The sequence below is a fragment of the Variovorax sp. FW305-3-2-15-B-LB1 genome (genome assembly GCF_058787635.1).
Genome location: NZ_JBYSZY010000032.1, coordinates 1 through 17,775, shown reverse-complemented (window position 1 = coordinate 17,775; position 17,775 = coordinate 1). Strand labels below are relative to the sequence as shown.

The following is a 17,775-nucleotide window of genomic DNA, read 5'->3' as shown; positions in this document are numbered from 1 at the left end:
AGTATGGGTGCCGCGCGCCAAGCCAGGAATTCCGATTAACCCGGTGTGGAGACAAAACATGAAGACAACGACAACAGCACAAGACCAGGGTGCGGCAGGACAGACGGCGATGGCGCGCGCCATCGCCACCGTGGCCACGCTGGCCGCCGCGGCGGCGCTTGCAGCCTGCGGTGGCGGTTCGTCCGGGGCGACCGCCTTTCCCGTGTTGCCGCCTGCACCGGCTCCGGCACCCGCGCCCGCTCCGGCACCCGCCGCCGACGGCCCGATGGTGCGCCAGACCACGGCCGGCAAGGTCGAGGGCACGGACGAGAGCGCCAGGAATGGCACCTGGTCCTGGAAGGGTGTTCCGTTCGCCCAGCCGCCGGTCGGCGCGCTGCGCTGGCGCGCACCGGTCGAGCCCGAAGCCTGGACCGGCATCCGCCCGGCCAAGACCTTCGGCAACGCCTGCCTGCAGATCGGCCGGATCTTCAGCCCCGGCACCAGCAACACCTACGACGCCACCATCGGCACCAACCTGGGCAAGCCGGTCGGCAGCGAAGACTGCCTGTTCGTCAACATCTGGCGTCCGGCCACCACCGAGAAGAACCTGCCGGTGCTGTTGTTCATCCATGGCGGCAGCAATATTTCGGGTTACACGGCCGATCCGCTGTACGACGGCGCGGCGCTGGCCAAGGCCACCAATGCGGTGGTCATCACCGCCAGCTACCGCCTGGGCATCCTGGGCTTCTTGAACATGCCGCAGCTGCGACCGGGCGGCATGGCGGGCGACGACTCGGGCAACTTCGCGTTGCTGGACAACATGGCGGCACTGCGCTTCATCCAGGGCAACGTCGCCAACTTCGGCGGCGACCCGGGCAACGTCACGCTGTCGGGCGAGTCGGCCGGTGCGACCAACTTGCTGGCGGTGATGACTTCGCCGATGGCCAAGGGCCTGTTCCACAAGGCCTTCGAGATGAGCGGCGGCATTTCGCTCAAGACCAATCTGCCGCCTGGGACGCTGCCGACGCTGCAGCCGGCTTCGGCCTCGCTGACGCAGGGCCAGACGATCCTCGAAAAGCTGCTGGTCGCCGACGGCACCGTGGCCGATGAAGCGGCGGCCAAGGTGTACATCGGCACGCGCTCGCCGGCGCAGATCGCCGAGTACCTGCGTGCGCAGGAGGGTGGGGCGCTGCTGACCAAGGTCACGGCAGCCGGGCAGGGTTCCGTTGCGCCCATTCCCGACGGCACGGTGCTGCCGTCGGACCCGATCGGTGCGATCGCGGCCGACAAGTACGTCAAGGTGCCCATGCTCGCGGGCAACACGCGCGACGAAGGCAAGCTCTTTGCGTCGCTGCTGGGATCGCTGGGCATCCCGGGCCTGAAGGCGGGCTGGATCGTCAAGGACGACGCGCGCTTCTCGATGATGTTCAACTTCAATCCGGACGCCGCCCCCACGCTCACGGTGAACGAAATCATCGACGCATCCTACCTTCCGGTAGGTACTCCCGGCACGGGCTACAACGCAGCGACCGACATCGTCACGAAGGGCCTGTTCGGCGCCAACCGCGACAACCTGCTCAACACCATGAAGACGCGCCAGTCGAACATCTGGCACTACCGCCTCGACTGGTCGCAGGAGGCCGCGCCGTGGAACGACGTGTACGGCGCCGCGCACGCCTTCGACCTGCCGTTCGTGTTCGGCAACTTCGAGGGGTCGCTGCTCAGCAACGTGATGGGCGGCAAGGCCAACGAGAAGGGGCGCGTGGCGCTGTCGAAGGCCGTCATGGCCAGCGTCGGGGCCTTCATGCGCAACGGCGATCCGAACACGCCCGAACTCGGTGCAACCTGGGGAACGTGGCCTTCGCAGATGCTGCTGGATGCCACACCAACGGCGGCAAAGATCACGCCGCTGAACGTCCCTTGAAGAGCCGCTTCGTTCAATCATGCAGTGCGGGTTTGTGTCATTGTGCAAGTGGCCGAAGCTTGCGTGAATCTCTCGTTCGCAACGCTTTTTGAAGTCATTTCACATAGGAGTCCGTAGATGCTGGGTTTGATGCAAGACCAACCGCTTTTGATCTCGTCGCTGATCGAGTTCGTCGAGCGCCACAACGGCGACGGCGAGATCGTCTCGCGCCGTGTCGAGGGCGATATCCACCGGTGCACCTGGAGCGACATCGCATCGCGCGCCAGGCAGGTGGCCAATGCGCTGGATGGCGAGCAGCTGCTGTTCAGCGACCGCATCGCCACCCTGGCCTGGAACGGCTACCGCCACCTGGAGCTGTACTACGGCGTGAGCGGCAGCGGCCGCGTGCTGCACACCATCAACCCGCGCCTGCACCCTGACCAGATCGCGTGGATCGCCAACCATGCCGAAGACCAGATCCTGTGCTTCGACCTGAGCTTCCTGCCGCTCGTGCAGGCGGTGCATGCGCGTTGTCCCACGATCCGGAAATGGGTTGCACTGTGTGATGCCGACAAGCTGCCGGCCGACAGCGGCGTGCCCAACCTCGTGAGCTACGAGGCCTGGATCGGCACGCAGTCCACCACCTACGATTGGCCCACCTTCGACGAGAACTCGGCCTCGAGCATGTGCTACACGAGCGGCACCACGGGCAACCCGAAGGCCGCGCTGTACAGCCACCGCTCGACCATGCTGCACGCCTACGCCGCCGCGCTGCCCGACGTCATGCGCATCTCGGCGCAGGACTCGGTGCTGCCGGTGGTGCCGATGTTCCACGTCAACGCCTGGGGCATTCCGTACTCGGCCGCGCTGGTGGGCTGCAAGCTCGTGTTCCCGGGCCCGTCGCTGGACGGCAAGTCGGTGTACGAACTCATCGAGTCCGAAGGCGTGACCTTCGCGGCCGGCGTGCCCACCGTGTGGCAGATGATGCTGGGCCACATGCAGACCAACGGCCTGAAGTTCAGCAAGCTGAACCGCACCGTCATCGGCGGCTCGGCCTGCCCGCCGGCCATGATCACGGCGTTCCAGGAGAACTACAACGTCGAGGTGCTGCATGCCTGGGGCATGACCGAGATGAGCCCGCTGGGCACGCTGTGCACGCTGAAGAACAAGCACCTGTCGCTGCCCGCCGACGCGCAGCTGCAGATCCGCATGAAGCAGGGCCGCGCCATCTTCGGCGTCGACATGAAGATCGTCGACGGCAACGGCGACGAGCTGCCCTGGGACGGCAAGGCCTACGGCGACCTGTTGGTCAAGGGCCCCTGGGTCGTCAAGGAGTACTACAAGGGCGAGGGCGGCAATCCGCTGGTCGCCGACGCTGCAGGCCGCGGCTGGTTCCCCACCGGCGACGTGGCCACCATCGACGCCGAGGGCTACCTGCAGATCACCGACCGCAGCAAGGACGTGATCAAGTCCGGCGGCGAGTGGATCAGCTCCATCGACATCGAGAACATCGCGGTCGCGCACCCGGCCATCGCCATGGCGGCCTGCATCGGCGTGTTCCATCCCAAGTGGGACGAGCGCCCGATCATCGCCGTCGTGAAGAAGCCCGGCGCCGAAGTCACCCGCGAGGAGCTGCTGAAGTTCTACGAGGGCAAGACCGCCAAGTGGCAGATCCCCGACGACGTGGTGTTCGTGGAGGCCATTCCGATCGGCGCCACCGGCAAGATCCTCAAGACCAAGCTTCGCGAACTGCTCAAGGACTACAAGCTGCCGGGCCTCTGAAGCACGGTCAAAGCCCACCCGCACTGTCGCGCACGCGATAGGAAGGCCGCCCCGGCGGCTTTCCTTCCGGGCATTCCCTGTGCGGCGAAGAAAAGGGCGCTTGTACGCTGGCGTCCCGCCTTTCAACCAGGAGACTCTTCATGCACTTCGGTATCAAGTCAGTGGCCGCCTGCGCCATGTTGGTGAGTGTTTCAGCGTCGTTCGCCCAGAAGGGCGAGACCGTCAAGATCGCCTGGCTGGACCCGCTGTCGGGTCTGATGGCGGCCGTGGGCACCAACCAGCTCAAGACGACCCAGTACCTGGCTGACGAGTTCAACAAGAAGAATGCGTCGGGCGTGAAGTTCGAGATCATCGCGATCGACAACAAGCTGAGCCCGCAGGAAACCACCGCGGCGCTGCGCTCGGCGCAGGACCAGGGCGCGCGCTACATCACCCAGGGCAACGGCTCGGGCCCGGCGCTCGCGATCATCGACGCCGTCGAGAAGAACAATGCGCGCAATCCCGGCAAGGAACTGCTCTACCTGAACTACGCGGCGGTCGATCCCGACCTCACCAACAGCAAGTGCAGCTACTGGCACTTCCGCCTCGATGCCGACACCTCCATGAAGATGGAAGCGCTGACCACCTGGATGAAGGACCAGGCCGACATCAAGAAGGTCTACATCCTGGGCCAGAACTACTCCCACGGCCAGCAGGTGTCCAAGTTCGCCAAGGACAACCTCAAGACCAAGCGCCCTGACATCCAGATCGTGGGCGACGACCTGCACCCGCTCGCGCAGGTGCGCGATTTCTCGCCGTACATCGCCAAGATCAAGGCCTCGGGCGCCGACACGGTCATCACCGGCAACTGGGGCTCCGACCTCTCGCTGCTCATCAAGGCGGCGAACGACTCGGGGCTGGACGTCAAGTTCCTCACGTACTACGCACCGGGCGCCGGCACGCCCACGGCCATGGGCGCCACCTCGGCCGGCAAGGTCTACACCGTGGCCTATGCCCACTACAACATGGGCGGCGAAATCCAGCGGCTGCTGACCGGCTACAAGAAGAAGATGAACGACGACCTGACGCAGTCCTCGATCTATCACACCTTCGCCTTGCTCGATGCCGCTTTCGTGCAGACCAAGTCGACCGACCCCGTCAAGGTGGCCGCGGCGCTCGAAGGCATGAAGATCAAGAGCTTCAACGGCGAGGTCGAGATGCGCAAGGCCGACCACCAGCTGCAGCAGGGCCTGTACATCTCGCGCTGGGAGAAGGCCAGCGCCAAGTACCCCTACGACGCCGAGAACACCGGCTACACCAACGTCCCCGTGAAGTATTACGAGTCGTATGTGGCGAGCACGCCCACGACCTGCCAGATGAAGCGCCCCTAGGCGTCTTTGTGAACGCATTTCCTACCCATCGGTAGAAGATACCTACCGCCGGGTAGCAAAAGAAGGAAATGCACTGTCGCCTGCGCGATAGATACGTGCCTTTGCAGCCCCTTCCTTACGGGCATTCCCTGAGGGGTGGGGTGGCAAAGACTTGTACGCTTGTGCAGCGTTTTTGATATCGGTTTGACCAGGAGATATAGATTGAAGTTCGCTCTGAAGATCGCTACCGCCGCCGTGCTCGCGGCAAGTGCCACCGGTGCCCTTGCCCAGAAGGGTGAGACCGTCAAGATCGCGTGGCTGGACCCGCTGTCGGGCCTGATGGCGGCCGTCGGTACCAACCAGCTCAAGACCTTCCAGTTCCTGGCCGAAGAATTCAACAAGAAGAACGTGGCCGGCGTGAAGTTCGAGGTCATCGGCATCGACAACAAGCTCAGCCCGCAGGAAACCACCGCCGCGCTGCGCTCGGCCATGGACCAGGGCGCGCGCTACGTGGTGCAGGGCAACGGCTCCGGCCCGGCGCTGGCCATCATGGACGCGCTCGAAAAGCACAACGCCCGCAACCCGGGCAAGGAAGTCGTGTACTTCAACTACGCGGCCGTCGATCCCGACCTGACCAACAGCAAGTGCAGCTACTGGCACTTCCGCCTCGACGCCGACACCTCCATGAAGATGGAAGCCCTGACCACCTTCATGAAGGACCAGGCCGACATCAAGAAGGTGTACCTGATCAACCAGAACTACTCGCACGGCCAGCAGGTCGCCAAGTACGCCAAGGACAACCTCAAGACCAAGCGCCCCGACGTGCAGATCGTCGGCGACGACCTGCACCCGCTGGCCCAGGTGCGCGACTTCGCGCCCTACATCGCCAAGATCAAGGCTTCGGGCGCCGACACCGTCATCACCGGCAACTGGGGTTCCGACCTGGCGCTGCTCATCAAGTCGGCCAACGACGCGGGCCTGAACGTCAAGTTCTACACCTACTACGCCGTGACCAACGGCACGCCGACCGCCATGGGCGCGGCCTCGGACGGCAAGGTCTACATGGTGGGCTACAGCCACTACAACGCGCCGGGCCCGATCGCGCCGATGATGAACGAGTTCAAGAAGCGCTTCAACGAAGACCTGTACACGACGTCGCCGTACACCGTGTACGCGATGCTCGCCGAAGCCTTCGTGCGCACCAAGTCGACCGACCCCGTGAAGGTGGCCGCCGCCATGGAAGGCATGAAGTTCAAGAGCTTCAACGGCGACGTCGAGATGCGCAAGTCCGACCACCAGCTGCAGCAGGGCCTGTGGATCACGCGCTGGCAGAAGGCCGACGCGAAGAGCCCGTACAGCCCGGAGAACACCGGCTACACGCTGGCACCGGTCAAGTACTACGAGCCCTACGTCTCGAGCACGCCCACCTCGTGCCAGATGAAGCGACCCGGCGGCGCCTCCTGATCGCCTGCTGATCGCCCCCTGACCGGTCGAGGCCCGACTTCAACACTCGGGCCTCTTTCTTTTTCAACCGACACGGAAGACCGATGAACGTCGAATTCTTCGTCATCTCACTGCTCAACGGCGTCAGCTACGGCCTGCTGTTGTTCATGCTGAGCTCTGGCCTTACGCTGATTTTCAGCATGATGGGTGTGCTCAACTTTGCACACGCCAGCTTCTACATGCTGGGCGCCTATTTCGCCTACACCCTGTCAGGCATCGTCGGCTTCTGGCCCGCGCTCTTTCTCTCGCCGCTGCTGGTGGGGGCACTGGGTGCGGCCTTCGAACGCTACAGCCTGCGCCGGGTCCACAAGTTCGGCCACGTGCCCGAGCTGCTGGTGACCTTCGGTCTTTCGTACCTCATCCTCGAGCTGGTCCAGCTGGTCTGGGGCCGCTCCACGGTGCCCTACGGCCTGCCCGAGGCGCTGCAGGGCCCGCTGTTCTCGCTGTACGGCACGCAGTTCCCCAAGTCGCGCTCGTTCATCATGCTGGTGGCGATGCTCATGCTGGTGTCCGTGTGGCTGCTGCTCACGCGCACCCGCATCGGCCTGGTGATCCAGGCGGCGCTGAAGCACCCCGACATGGTCGAGGCGCTGGGCCACAACGTGCCGCGCGTGTTCATGCTGGTGTTCGGCGGCGGCGCCGCGCTGGCCGGCCTGGCGGGCGTGATCGGCGGCAACACCTATGTCACGGAGCCGGCCATGGCCGGCTCGGTCGGCACCATCATCTTCGTGGTGGTGGTGGTCGGCGGCATGGGCTCGCTGGCGGGCGCCTTCCTGGCGTCGCTGCTGATCGGCATCATCCAGACCTTCGCCGTGGCGCTGGACCACTCGCTGGCCACCGCGCTGCAGGCCCTGGGTGTGGCCGTGACCGACCAGACCTTCGGCTACGAGCTGCTCAAGCTCACCATCTCGCAGGTCGCACCGATCCTGCCGTACCTGTTCCTCGTGCTAATCCTCATCTTCCGCCCGAAGGGTCTTCTGGGCACCCGGGAGGACTGACACCATGACCACCGCAACCACCACTTCACCGACGACCCCGACGCGGTACTACCGCTTCAAGCCCTGGAACATCGGGCGCTACCTGGTCTGGGCGCTGTTCGCCCTGGTGCTGATCATCTCGCCGATGCTGTTCAAGAGCAGCCTGGCGCTGACGATGCTCTCGCAGATGGGCTACCTGATCATCATCTGCCTGAGCTACAACATCCTGCTGGGGCAGGGCGGCATGCTGAGCTTCGGCCATGCCGTGTACACCGGCCTGGGCTCGTTCATCGCCATCCATGCGATGAACATGGCGACCAAGGGCGGCCCGACGATTCCGCTGGTGCTCATTCCGCTTGTCGGCGGGCTGGCGGGGATGTTCTTCGCCATCCTGCTGGGCTTCGTGACCACCAAGAAGTCGGGCACCACCTTCGCCATGATCACCATGGGCATCGGCGAGCTCGTGGCCTCGATGGCGTTGATGTTCCCCAGCTTCTTCGGCGGCGAGGGCGGCATCACCACCGACCGCGTGTACGGCCCGAGCTTCTTCGGCTTCACCTTCGGCCCGCAGATCCAGGTGTACTACCTGATCGCCGCATACTGCTTCGTGTGCACCGCCCTGATGTATGCCTTCACCGGCACGCCGCTGGGCCGCATGCTGAACGCGGTGCGCGACAACCCGGAGCGCGTGGAGTTCATCGGCTACAACACGCAGCGCGTGCGCTACTTCGCGTTCATCATCGCGGGCTTCTTCGCCGGCATCGGCGGCGGCCTGGCCTCGATCAACTTCGAGATCGTGAACGCGGCCGACAGCCTGAACGCCATCCGCTCGGGCGGCTACCTGCTGTTCACCTTCCTGGGTGGCGCGGTGTTCTTCTTCGGCCCGATCATCGGCGCGGTGCTGCTGGTGTTCGCCTCGATCCTGCTGTCCGAACTGTCGAAGGCCTGGCAGCTGTACTTCGGCCTGGTGTTCGTGTTCATGGTGATGTTCGCCCCCGGCGGCATCGCCAGCCTGGTCATGATGAACCTGCGCGTGGCCAAGTTCGGCAAGTTCAACCGCTTCTGGGGCCTGTATGCCGCGCTCGCCGTGGCCCTGGTGCCGGTGGTGGTGGGTGCTGCCGCGCTGATCGAGATGATCTATCACATCCAGCTCAACGCGGCGATGGGCCCGGACCTGAAGTTCTTCGGCACCATGCTGAACACGGCGGGCGTGACCAGCTGGCTGGGCGCCATCGCGATCCTGGCCGTCGGCCTGGGCCTGCTCGAGGTGGCACGGCGCCGCTTCGTGCGGGTCTGGGGCCAGGCGCAGGAAGAGATCGAAGCAGAAATCAAACGTCGGGAGGCGGCGTAAATGAGCGCGCAATACGCATTGGAACTGAAGGCGCTGCGCAAGAATTTCGGCAAGACCGAAATCATCCGCGGCGTGGACCTGGCGGTGAAGGCCGGCGAACGCATCGCCGTGATCGGGCCGAACGGCGCGGGCAAGTCGACGCTGTTCAACCTGATCAGCGGGCGGCTCACGCCCACCAGCGGCGAGGTGCTGCTCAACGGCCAGCGCATCGACGGCAAGAAGCCCTATGAAATCAACCGCCTGGGGCTGTCGCGCAGCTTCCAGATCACCAACATCTTCCCGAAGCTCAGCGTCTTCGAGAACCTGCGCTGCGGCGTGCTGTGGAGCCTGGGCTACAAGTACACGTTCCTGCGCTTTCTCTCGAACCTGGACGATGCCAACGCGCGCACCGAAGAGCTCATCAAGCAGATCGGCCTGGAGCGCAAGCGCGACGTGCATGCGGTGAACCTCACCTATGCCGAGCAGCGCGCGCTCGAGATCGGCGTGACCATCGCCGGCGGCGCCGGCGTGATCCTGCTGGACGAGCCCACGGCCGGCATGAGCAAGACCGAGACCTCGCACTTCATCTCGCTCATCAAGCACGTCACCGTCGGCAAGACGCTGTTGACGGTGGAGCACGACATGGGCGTGGTCTTCGGGCTGGCCGACAAGATCGCCGTGGTGGTCTACGGCGAAGTCATCGCCTTCGACACGCCGGCTGCCGTGCGCGCCAATGCACGCGTGCAGGAGGCGTATCTGGGTTCGTCGGTTGCCGACGCGCAAGGGGCGGGACACTGACATGCTGAAGCTTCACGACATTCACGCCTACTACGGCAAGAGCCATGTGCTGCATGGCGTTTCCTTCGACGTCCGCCCGGGCGAGATCGTGGCCCTGCTGGGTCGCAACGGCTCGGGCCGTTCGACCACGGCCAAGGCCATCATGGGCCTGGTGCATGCCGAGGGCACGCTGCAGTGGAAGGGCGGCGACATCCTGCGTCGCAAGGCCTACGAGATCGCGCACATGGGCATCGGCTACGTGCCCGAGAACCGCGACATCTTCCCCAAGCTCACGGTGCACCAGAACCTGCTCTTGGGGCAGAAGGGCTCGGGCAAGGGCAGCCGCTGGTCGTTCGACGACATGTACGGCATGTTCCCGCGCCTGAAGGAGCGCCAGCACACCGAGGCCGGCGTGCTCTCGGGCGGCGAGCAGCAGATGCTCACGCTGTGCCGCACGCTCATGGGCGACCCCGACCTGATCATCATCGACGAGCCCACCGAAGGCCTCGCGCCCAAGATCGTCGAGCTGGTGGGGCAGTACCTGCGCACGCTGAAGGACAAGGGCATCTCGGTGCTCCTCATCGAGCAGAAGCTCACCATCGCGATGCAGATTTCGGACCGCGCGCTCGTCATGGGCCACGGCAGCATCGTGTTCGACGGGACGCCCGACAGCCTGCGCGCCGACGGCACCACCCGCAGGGAGTGGCTGGAGGTTTAAGCAAACCCCCAGGCTTCGCGCACTTCGTGTCGCGCGCGCCTTCCCCCTTGCAGGGGGCAACACCTGCGGCCCGGCAAAGCCGGTTCCGCGGTGTTCCTGGAAAGTCCGGCTCTCTCTTGAGGCCCTTGTCCCGACAGCGACTGCGTGCCATTGTTCGGCCACGCAAAACGCCTAGAATCTTCGAAAAAGAACACTCGTGCTTTTTCTTCTTTTTCTTCACACACCAAGGAACGCAGCATGACGGCTGAATACAAAGTGCTCGGCGATGTCGCCGTGATCACCCTGACCAACCCGCCGGTCAACGGTCTCGGCTTCTCGACACGCATCGGCATCACCGACGGCCTGTCCAAGGCCAATGCCGACAGCGCCGTCAAGGCCATCGTCATCACCGGCGCCGGCAAGGCGTTCTCGGGCGGTGCGGACATCAAGGAATTCGGCACGCCCAAGGCGCTGCAAGAGCCCAACCTGCTGAGCGTGATCCTCTCGCTCGAAGCCTCGCCCAAGCCCATCGTCGCGGCCATCCACTCCGTGTGCATGGGCGGCGGCCTCGAGCTGGCGCTCGGCTGCCACTACCGCGTGGCCGCACCGGGCACCAGCGTGGCACTGCCTGAAGTCAAGCTCGGCCTGCTGCCGGGCGCCGGTGGCACGCAGCGCCTGCCGCGCGTGATCGGCGTGGAAACCGCCCTGAACATGATCGTCAGCGGCGAGCCGGTGAAGAGCGAGCTGCTCGCCAGCCTGCCGGGCCAGAAGCTGTTCGACAAGCTGGCCGCCTCGGCCGAATCGGTGTTCGACGAAGCCGTCGAGTTCGCCAAGTCGGTCGCTGCCAAGGGCGGCGATCTGCCGCTGGTGCGCAACCTGCCGTGCAAGCACCCGCAAGGCGATGCCTACTTCCAGTTCGCCAAGAACATGGTCGGCGGCATGTCGAAGAACTACCCCGCGCCGCTGAAGTGCGTCGACGCCGTGCAGGCCGCGACCAAGATGAAGTTCGACGACGGCATGGCCGAAGAGCGGCGTCTCTTCACCGCGCTGATGTTCACGCCCGAATCGCTGGCCCTGCGCCACCTGTTCATGGCCGAGCGCGCCGCGAGCAAGATTCCCGACGTGCCCGAAGACACGCCCAAGCGCGAGATCAAGGCCGTGGGCGTGATCGGTGCCGGCACCATGGGTGGCGGCATCTCGATGAACTTCCTGAACGCGGGCATCCCCGTCAAGATCCTCGAGATGAAGCAAGAGGCGCTCGACCGCGGCATTGCCACCATCAAGAAGAACTACGAAGCCCAGGTCAAGAAGGGCAAGCTCAAGCAGGACAAGTACGAGCAGCGCATGGCGCTCTTGAGCACCACGCTGAGCTACGACGACCTGAAGGACGCCGACCTCATCATCGAAGCCGTGTTCGAAGAAATCGGCGTCAAGGAAAAGGTCTTCAAGGAACTCGATCGCGTCGCCAAGAAGGGCGCCATCCTGGCCTCCAACACCTCGACGCTCGACGTCGACAAGATCGCCTCGTTCACCGACCGTCCGCAAGACGTGGTCGGCATGCACTTCTTCAGCCCGGCCAACGTGATGAAGCTGCTCGAAGTGGTGCGCGGCAAGGCCACGTCCAAGGACGTGCTGGCCACCGTGATGGCCATCGGCAAGAAGATCAAGAAGACCTCCGTCGTGTCGGGCGTGTGCGACGGCTTCATCGGCAACCGCATGATCGAGCAGTACAGCCGCCAGGCCGGCTTCCTGCTGGACGAAGGCGCCACGCCGCAGCAGGTCGACAAGGCCATCGAGAAGTTCGGCTTCGCCATGGGCCCGTTCCGCATGGGCGACCTGGCCGGCAACGACATCGGCTGGGCCATTCGCAAGCGCCGCGCCGTCGAGCGCGCCGACATGAAGTACAGCCGCACCGCAGACAAGCTGTGCGAACTGGGCCGCTTCGGCCAGAAGACCGGGGCAGGGTGGTACGACTACCAGGCCGGCAAGCGCGACGCCATCCCGTCGGAACTCGTCAACAAGATGATCGAGGACCACCGCAAGGAACTGGGTATCACGCCGCGCAAGATCTCCGACACGGAAATCGTGCAGCGCCTGGTGTTCGCCCTCGTCAACGAAGGCGCACACATCCTGGAAGACGGCATTGCCTCCAAGTCGGGCGACATCGACATGGTGTACCTCACCGGCTACGGCTTCCCGATCTACCGCGGTGGCCCGATGCACTACGCCTCGCAGGTCGGCCTGTACAACGTGGCCGAGACGATGAAGCGCTTTGCGCAGAACCCGCGCGACGACGCCGAGTTCTGGCAGCCCGCACCGCTGATCCAGAAGCTGGTGGCCGAAGGCAAGTCCTTCAGCTGAGACTGACCCAGGATCAAGACCGCCCATGTTGAAACGCATCTTCCTCGGGCTGCTGCTGGTGCTCCTGGCACTCGTGGCGGCCGTGGCGGTCAAGACCTGGACCACGCCATCGCAGCAACTCGCGGTGGCGCCCGCACCCAAGCTGGACATCGATCTGCAGGCGGCTGCGAAGCGGCTGGCCGGCGCGATTCCGATCCGCACGGTGTCGAGCCTGGAAGACGCGGCCGCCAACCTGGCCGAGTTCGACAAGCTGCACGCCTACCTGGCGCAGCAGTACCTGAAGGTCCACGCCACCCTCAAGAAGGAAGTGGTGGGCCAGAAAGCCCTGCTCTACACCTGGACCGGCACCGACGCGCAGGCCAAGCCGATCGCGCTCATGGCGCACCAGGACATGGTGCCCATCGCGCCCGGCACCGAAAAGGCCTGGTCGGTCGATCCCTTCGCGGGCGAGATCAAGGACGGCTTCGTCTGGGGCCGCGGCACGCTCGACAACAAGGGCAACCTGTTTGCGCAGATGGAAGCCATCGAGCTGCTCATCGGCAGCGGCTTCCAGCCGAAACAGACGGTCTACCTCGTGATGGGTGACGACGAAGAGGTGAGCGGCCTGCGCGGCGCGCAGCCCATCGCCGAACTGCTCAAGTCGCGCGGCGTGAAGCTCGACTGGGTGCTTGACGAAGGCCTGCTCGTGCTCGACGGCGTGCTGCCCGGCCTGAGCAAGCCCGCGGCGCTCATCGGCCTGGCGGAGAAGGGCTACGGCACCTTCTTCCTCTCGCTCGATACCGCGCCCGGCCACTCGTCGATGCCGCCCCAGAAGAGCGCCATCGGCCGCATGAGCGCCGCGCTCGCGCGCCTCGAAGCAACGCCGATGCCCGGCGGCATCCAGGGCGTGGCAGGCCAGATGTTCGGCGCGCTCGCCCCCGAGATGGGCGGCGTCAACCGCGTCATGCTGTCGAACCTGTGGCTCACCGAGCCGCTGGTGCGCGGCCAGCTCGAGAAGAGCCCGAGCAGCAATGCCATGCTGCGCACGACCACCGCGCTGACCATCGTGCGTGCCGGCAACAAGGACAACGTGCTGCCCGGCCGTGCCGAGGCCGCCGTCAACTTCCGCGTGCTGCCCGGCGACACGCTGGCCAGCGTCGAGGCGCACCTGCGCAAGGCGCTGGGCGACGACGACATCAAGATCAAGCCGTACCCCGGCAACTCGGAGCCCTCGCCGGTGTCGCCCACCGACAGCAACGGCTACCGCGCGATCCAGCAGGCCGTGCGCCAGAGCTTCCCCGACGCCGTGGTGGCGCCCGGCCTCATGACCGCCGCCACCGATTCCCGCCACTTCAGCCTCGTGAGCGATGCCGTCTTCCGCTTCTCGCCGTTCCGCGTGAAGAGCGAAGACCTGGCGCGCTTCCATGGCAACAACGAACGCCTGGCCATCTCGAACTACGGCGAGATGATCGGCTTCTACCACCAGCTCCTGCGCAACACCCACGCGGCCGCGCCGGCGCAATGACGACCCCGTCTTTTCCCTCTTTTCCCTTCCATCTTCAAAGGACCTCACCATGACCAGCGCCGTCATCGTTTCCACCGCCCGCACGCCGCTCGCGAAGAGCTGGAAGGGTGCCTTCAACATGACGCACGGCGCCACGCTGGGCGGCCATGCCGTGCAGCACGCGGTGCAGCGCGCCGGCATCGACCCGGCCTCGGTCGACGACGTCATCATGGGTTGCGCCACGCCTGAAGGCGCCACCGGCTCCAACATCGCGCGCCAGATCGCACTGCGCGCCGGCCTGCCGGTCACCACCTCGGGCATGACCATCAACCGCTTCTGCTCGTCGGGCCTGCAGACCATCGCCACCGCCGCCCAGCGCATCATCGCGGGCGAGGGAGACGTGTACGTGGCCGGCGGCGTCGAGAGCATCTCGTGCGTGCAGAACGAAGCCAACACGCACATGCTGGCCGACCCGTGGCTCGTGAAGCACAAGCCCGAGATCTACTGGAACATGCTGCAGACCGCCGAGCAGGTCGCCAAGCGCTACAACATCGGCCGCGACGCCATGGACGAGTACGGCGCACAGAGCCAGCAGCGCGCCACCGCCGCGCTCGAAGCCGGCCTCTTCAAGGCTGAAATCGCCCCGATCACCGTGCTGGCCGGCGTGGCCGACCCCGTGATGGGCCTGCGCACCAAGGAAGTCACGATCGAGAACGACGAGGGCATCCGCCCCGGCACCACCAAGGAAGGCATCAGCGGCATCCGCTCGGCCATGCCCGGTGGCCTGATCTCGGCCGGCAACGCCAGCCAGTTCTCCGACGGCGGCGGCGCCTGCGTGGTGGTCGACGAGAAGTACGCACAACAGAAGGGCCTGAAGCCCCTGGGCCGTTTCCTCGGCTTCGCCGTGGCCGGCTGCGAGCCCGACGAAATGGGCATCGGCCCGGTCTTCGCCATCCCCAAGGTGCTCAAGCGCCTGGGCCTCACGGTCAACGACATCGACCTGTGGGAGCTGAACGAAGCCTTCGCCGTGCAGGTCATCTACTGCCGCGACAAGCTGGGCATTCCGGGCGATCGCCTGAACGTGAACGGCGGCGCCATCGCCGTGGGCCACCCCTACGGCGTGAGCGGCCAGCGCCTCACGGGCCACGCGCTCATCGAAGGCAAGCGCCGCGGCGCCAAGAAGGTCGTGGTCACGATGTGCATCGGCGGCGGCATGGGCGCTGCGGGCGTGTTCGAGGTCCTGTAACCATGTCCGGCTTGGGCAATGACCAGGAGGTCTCGCCCGAAGCCGTCCTGGCCTACGGCCGCAGCGTGCTGGCCGCGCAGCCCTTCAGCGTGCTGATCGGCGCCGAGCTGCATGCGCTCGCGCCGGGCCATGCAGAGCTTCAGCTGCCGCTCGGCGCGCAGCTGAAGCAGCAGCACGGTTTCGCCCATGGCGGGATCGTGAGCTACATGGCCGACAACGCGCTGACCTTTGCCGGCGGCAGTGCCTTGCGCGTGCCGGTCGTGACCTCCGAATTCAAGATCAACTACGTGCGGCCCGCCATCGGCCAGCGGCTGATTGCGCGCGCCCGGGCCGTGTACACCGGCAGCTCGCAGGCCGTGTGCACCTGCGAGGTGGTGGCGGTGGCCGACGACGGCACCGAGAAGCTCTGCGCGCTGGCGCAGGGCACCATCGCCAAGCTGCCCGATTCCCCGAAGAAGACTTCGTCGCCCGCGAAGTCGTAGCCTGAAGAAGACATCACCATGAGCCTGCGTCCCACCCTCGACTTTCTGCTCTACGACTGGCTCGACGCCGAGAAGCTCAACCAGAGCGAGCGTTTTGCCGACCACTCGCGCGAGACCTTCGACGCCGTGCTCGACACCTGCGAGCGCATCGCGCGCGAAAAGTACGCGCCGTTCAACCGCGCCGTCGACACGCAAGAGCCGCATTTCGACGGCGAGAAGGTCATCCTGCCGCAGGCCACGCACGATGCGCACAAGGCCTTCGTCGAGTCCGGCATGCTGAGCGCCGCACAGGACTACGACATTGGCGGCATGCAGCTGCCCTACACGGTGCAGGCCGCGGCCAACAGCTTCTTCGCGATGGCCTCGGTGAGCATCGGCTCGAACATGCTCACCAGCGGCAACGCCAACCTGCTCATGGTGCACGGCACCGAGAAGCAGAAAGAGGTGTTCGCCAGGAATGAATTTTCGGGCCGCTGGGCCGGCACCATGTGCCTGTCGGAGCCGCAGGCCGGCTCGTCGCTGAGCGACGTGGCCACGCGCGCCGTGCCCGATGGTGCCGACTATCAGGACGACCCGCTGGGCCCGCGCTACCGCCTCACGGGCAACAAGATGTGGATCTCGGCGGGCGACCATGAGCTGACCGAGAACATCGTGCACATCGTGCTGGCCAAGATCCCCGATGAGAACGGCAAGCTCGTTCCCGGCACGCGCGGCATTTCGCTGTTCATCGTGCCCAAGCGCATGGTGGACACGCAGGGCGAACTCACCGGCGAGCGCAACGACGTGGCGCTGGCCGGCCTGAACCACAAGCTCGGCTGGCGCGGCACCACCAACACGCTGCTGAACTTCGGCGAGGGCAAGTACCCGGTCGGCGGCAAGGCCGGCGCGGTGGGCTACCTGGTCGGCGCGCCCGGCAAGGGCCTGCACTGCATGTTCCACATGATGAACGAGGCCCGCATCGGCGTCGGCACCGCCGCCACCATGCTCGGCATGGCCGGCTACTACGCCTCGCTCGACTACGCCAAGAGCCGCCCGCAGGGCCGGCTGGTGAAGAAGCCCGAAGCCGCCGGCGCCGCCGTGGCCAAGGACTCGGCCGCGCCGCAGGTGCGCATCATCGAGCACGCCGACGTGCGCCGCATGCTGCTCGCCCAGAAGGCGTACTGCGAGGGCGCGCTGGCGCTGGAGCTGTACTGCGCCCGCCTGGTCGACACGCAGAAGACCGGCGACGCCGCGCAGGCCGACGACGCCCGCCTGCTGCTGGAGGTGCTCACGCCCATCGCCAAGAGCTGGCCCAGCGAGTGGTGCCTGGAGGCCAATTCGCTGGCGATCCAGGTGCACGGCGGCTACGGCTACACGCGCGATTTCCCGGTGGAGCAGTACTGGCGCGACAACCGCCTGAACATGATCCACGAGGGCACGCACGGCATCCAGGCGGCCGACCTGCTGGGCCGCAAGGTGCTGATGGAAAAGGGCCGCGGCCTGCAGCTGCTGGCCGGCCGTGTCACCGAGACCATCGGCCGCGCCGCCAAGGTGCCGGCGCTGGCGCCGCACGCCAAGGCGCTGGGCGCCGCGCTGCAGCGCATCGGCAGCGCCACCGAGGCCGCCTGGTCCACCGGCGACCCGGCCGACGCGCTGGCCAACGCCGTGCCCTACATGCAGGCCTTCGGCCACACGGTGCTGGCCTGGATCTGGCTCGACGTGGCGCTGCGGGCCCTGGAAATCGACGCACAGAAGGCGAGGGCGGTAACAGCTGGCAAGATCGGCGCCACGGACTATTTCTTCCACTACGAGCTGCCGAAAATCGGTGCCTGGCTCCAGGTGGTCGAAACCCGTGACCCGACCTGTACCGCTTTGCCCGAGGACGCTTTCTGACAATGGCCAACGCCGCCCCGAACTCACCCCCGCC

General features: G+C 65.7%; 13 protein-coding genes. All 13 read left to right on the top strand.

All coding sequences use genetic code 11. From position 1 onward, the window contains the following. Nucleotides 1–58: 58 nt before the first annotated feature. Nucleotides 59–1,903 (top strand): carboxylesterase/lipase family protein, encoded by a 1,845-nt coding sequence (locus tag AC3WQR_RS19540; RefSeq protein WP_492743202.1) that lies wholly within the window; start codon nt 59–61, stop codon nt 1,901–1,903. A 117-nt stretch (nt 1,904–2,020) separates the two neighbouring features. Continuing rightward, on the top strand, nt 2,021–3,664 hold the full coding sequence (locus AC3WQR_RS19535) for a 3-(methylthio)propionyl-CoA ligase (protein WP_070060678.1): 1,644 nt from the start codon (nt 2,021–2,023) through the stop codon (nt 3,662–3,664). A 140-nt stretch (nt 3,665–3,804) separates the two neighbouring features. After that, nucleotides 3,805–5,034 carry a branched-chain amino acid ABC transporter substrate-binding protein gene (locus AC3WQR_RS19530; RefSeq protein ID WP_062471303.1) on the top strand — a complete coding sequence of 410 codons (1,230 nt, stop codon included), beginning with the start codon at nt 3,805–3,807 and terminating at the stop codon, nt 5,032–5,034. A gap of 201 nt (nt 5,035–5,235) precedes the next feature. Continuing rightward, entirely contained in the window at nt 5,236–6,477 is a 1,242-nt protein-coding gene (locus AC3WQR_RS19525; protein ID WP_062471306.1) for a branched-chain amino acid ABC transporter substrate-binding protein, read from the top strand. 83 nt (nt 6,478–6,560) lie between these two features. After that, nucleotides 6,561–7,514 (top strand): branched-chain amino acid ABC transporter permease, encoded by a 954-nt coding sequence (locus tag AC3WQR_RS19520; protein ID WP_062471309.1) that lies wholly within the window; start codon nt 6,561–6,563, stop codon nt 7,512–7,514. 4 nt (nt 7,515–7,518) lie between these two features. Next, a complete protein-coding gene (locus AC3WQR_RS19515; protein WP_062471312.1) occupies nt 7,519–8,844 on the top strand; it encodes a branched-chain amino acid ABC transporter permease in 1,326 nt (441 codons plus the stop codon). Continuing rightward, nucleotides 8,845–9,621 carry an ABC transporter ATP-binding protein gene (locus AC3WQR_RS19510; RefSeq protein WP_062471315.1) on the top strand — a complete coding sequence of 259 codons (777 nt, stop codon included), beginning with the start codon at nt 8,845–8,847 and terminating at the stop codon, nt 9,619–9,621. Nucleotide 9,622: 1 nt separating this feature from the next. Continuing rightward, the gene (locus AC3WQR_RS19505; protein WP_062471318.1) at nt 9,623–10,318 is read left to right on the top strand and encodes an ABC transporter ATP-binding protein; all 696 of its coding nucleotides are present in this window, start codon (nt 9,623–9,625) and stop codon (nt 10,316–10,318) included. Between the two features lie 237 nt (nt 10,319–10,555). After that, nucleotides 10,556–12,658: a 3-hydroxyacyl-CoA dehydrogenase NAD-binding domain-containing protein gene (locus AC3WQR_RS19500; protein ID WP_492743201.1), complete on the top strand. Its 2,103-nt coding sequence runs from the start codon at nt 10,556–10,558 to the stop codon at nt 12,656–12,658. 25 nt (nt 12,659–12,683) lie between these two features. Further along, entirely contained in the window at nt 12,684–14,162 is a 1,479-nt protein-coding gene (locus AC3WQR_RS19495; protein WP_492743200.1) for a M20 family peptidase, read from the top strand. Between the two features lie 49 nt (nt 14,163–14,211). Beyond that, nucleotides 14,212–15,387 carry an acetyl-CoA C-acyltransferase gene (locus AC3WQR_RS19490; protein WP_070060672.1) on the top strand — a complete coding sequence of 392 codons (1,176 nt, stop codon included), beginning with the start codon at nt 14,212–14,214 and terminating at the stop codon, nt 15,385–15,387. Between the two features lie 2 nt (nt 15,388–15,389). Continuing rightward, on the top strand, nt 15,390–15,869 hold the full coding sequence (locus tag AC3WQR_RS19485) for a PaaI family thioesterase (protein ID WP_492696290.1): 480 nt from the start codon (nt 15,390–15,392) through the stop codon (nt 15,867–15,869). Between the two features lie 18 nt (nt 15,870–15,887). Next, nucleotides 15,888–17,741 (top strand): acyl-CoA dehydrogenase, encoded by a 1,854-nt coding sequence (locus tag AC3WQR_RS19480; protein ID WP_492743199.1) that lies wholly within the window; start codon nt 15,888–15,890, stop codon nt 17,739–17,741. Nucleotides 17,742–17,775: the final 34 nt, after the last annotated feature.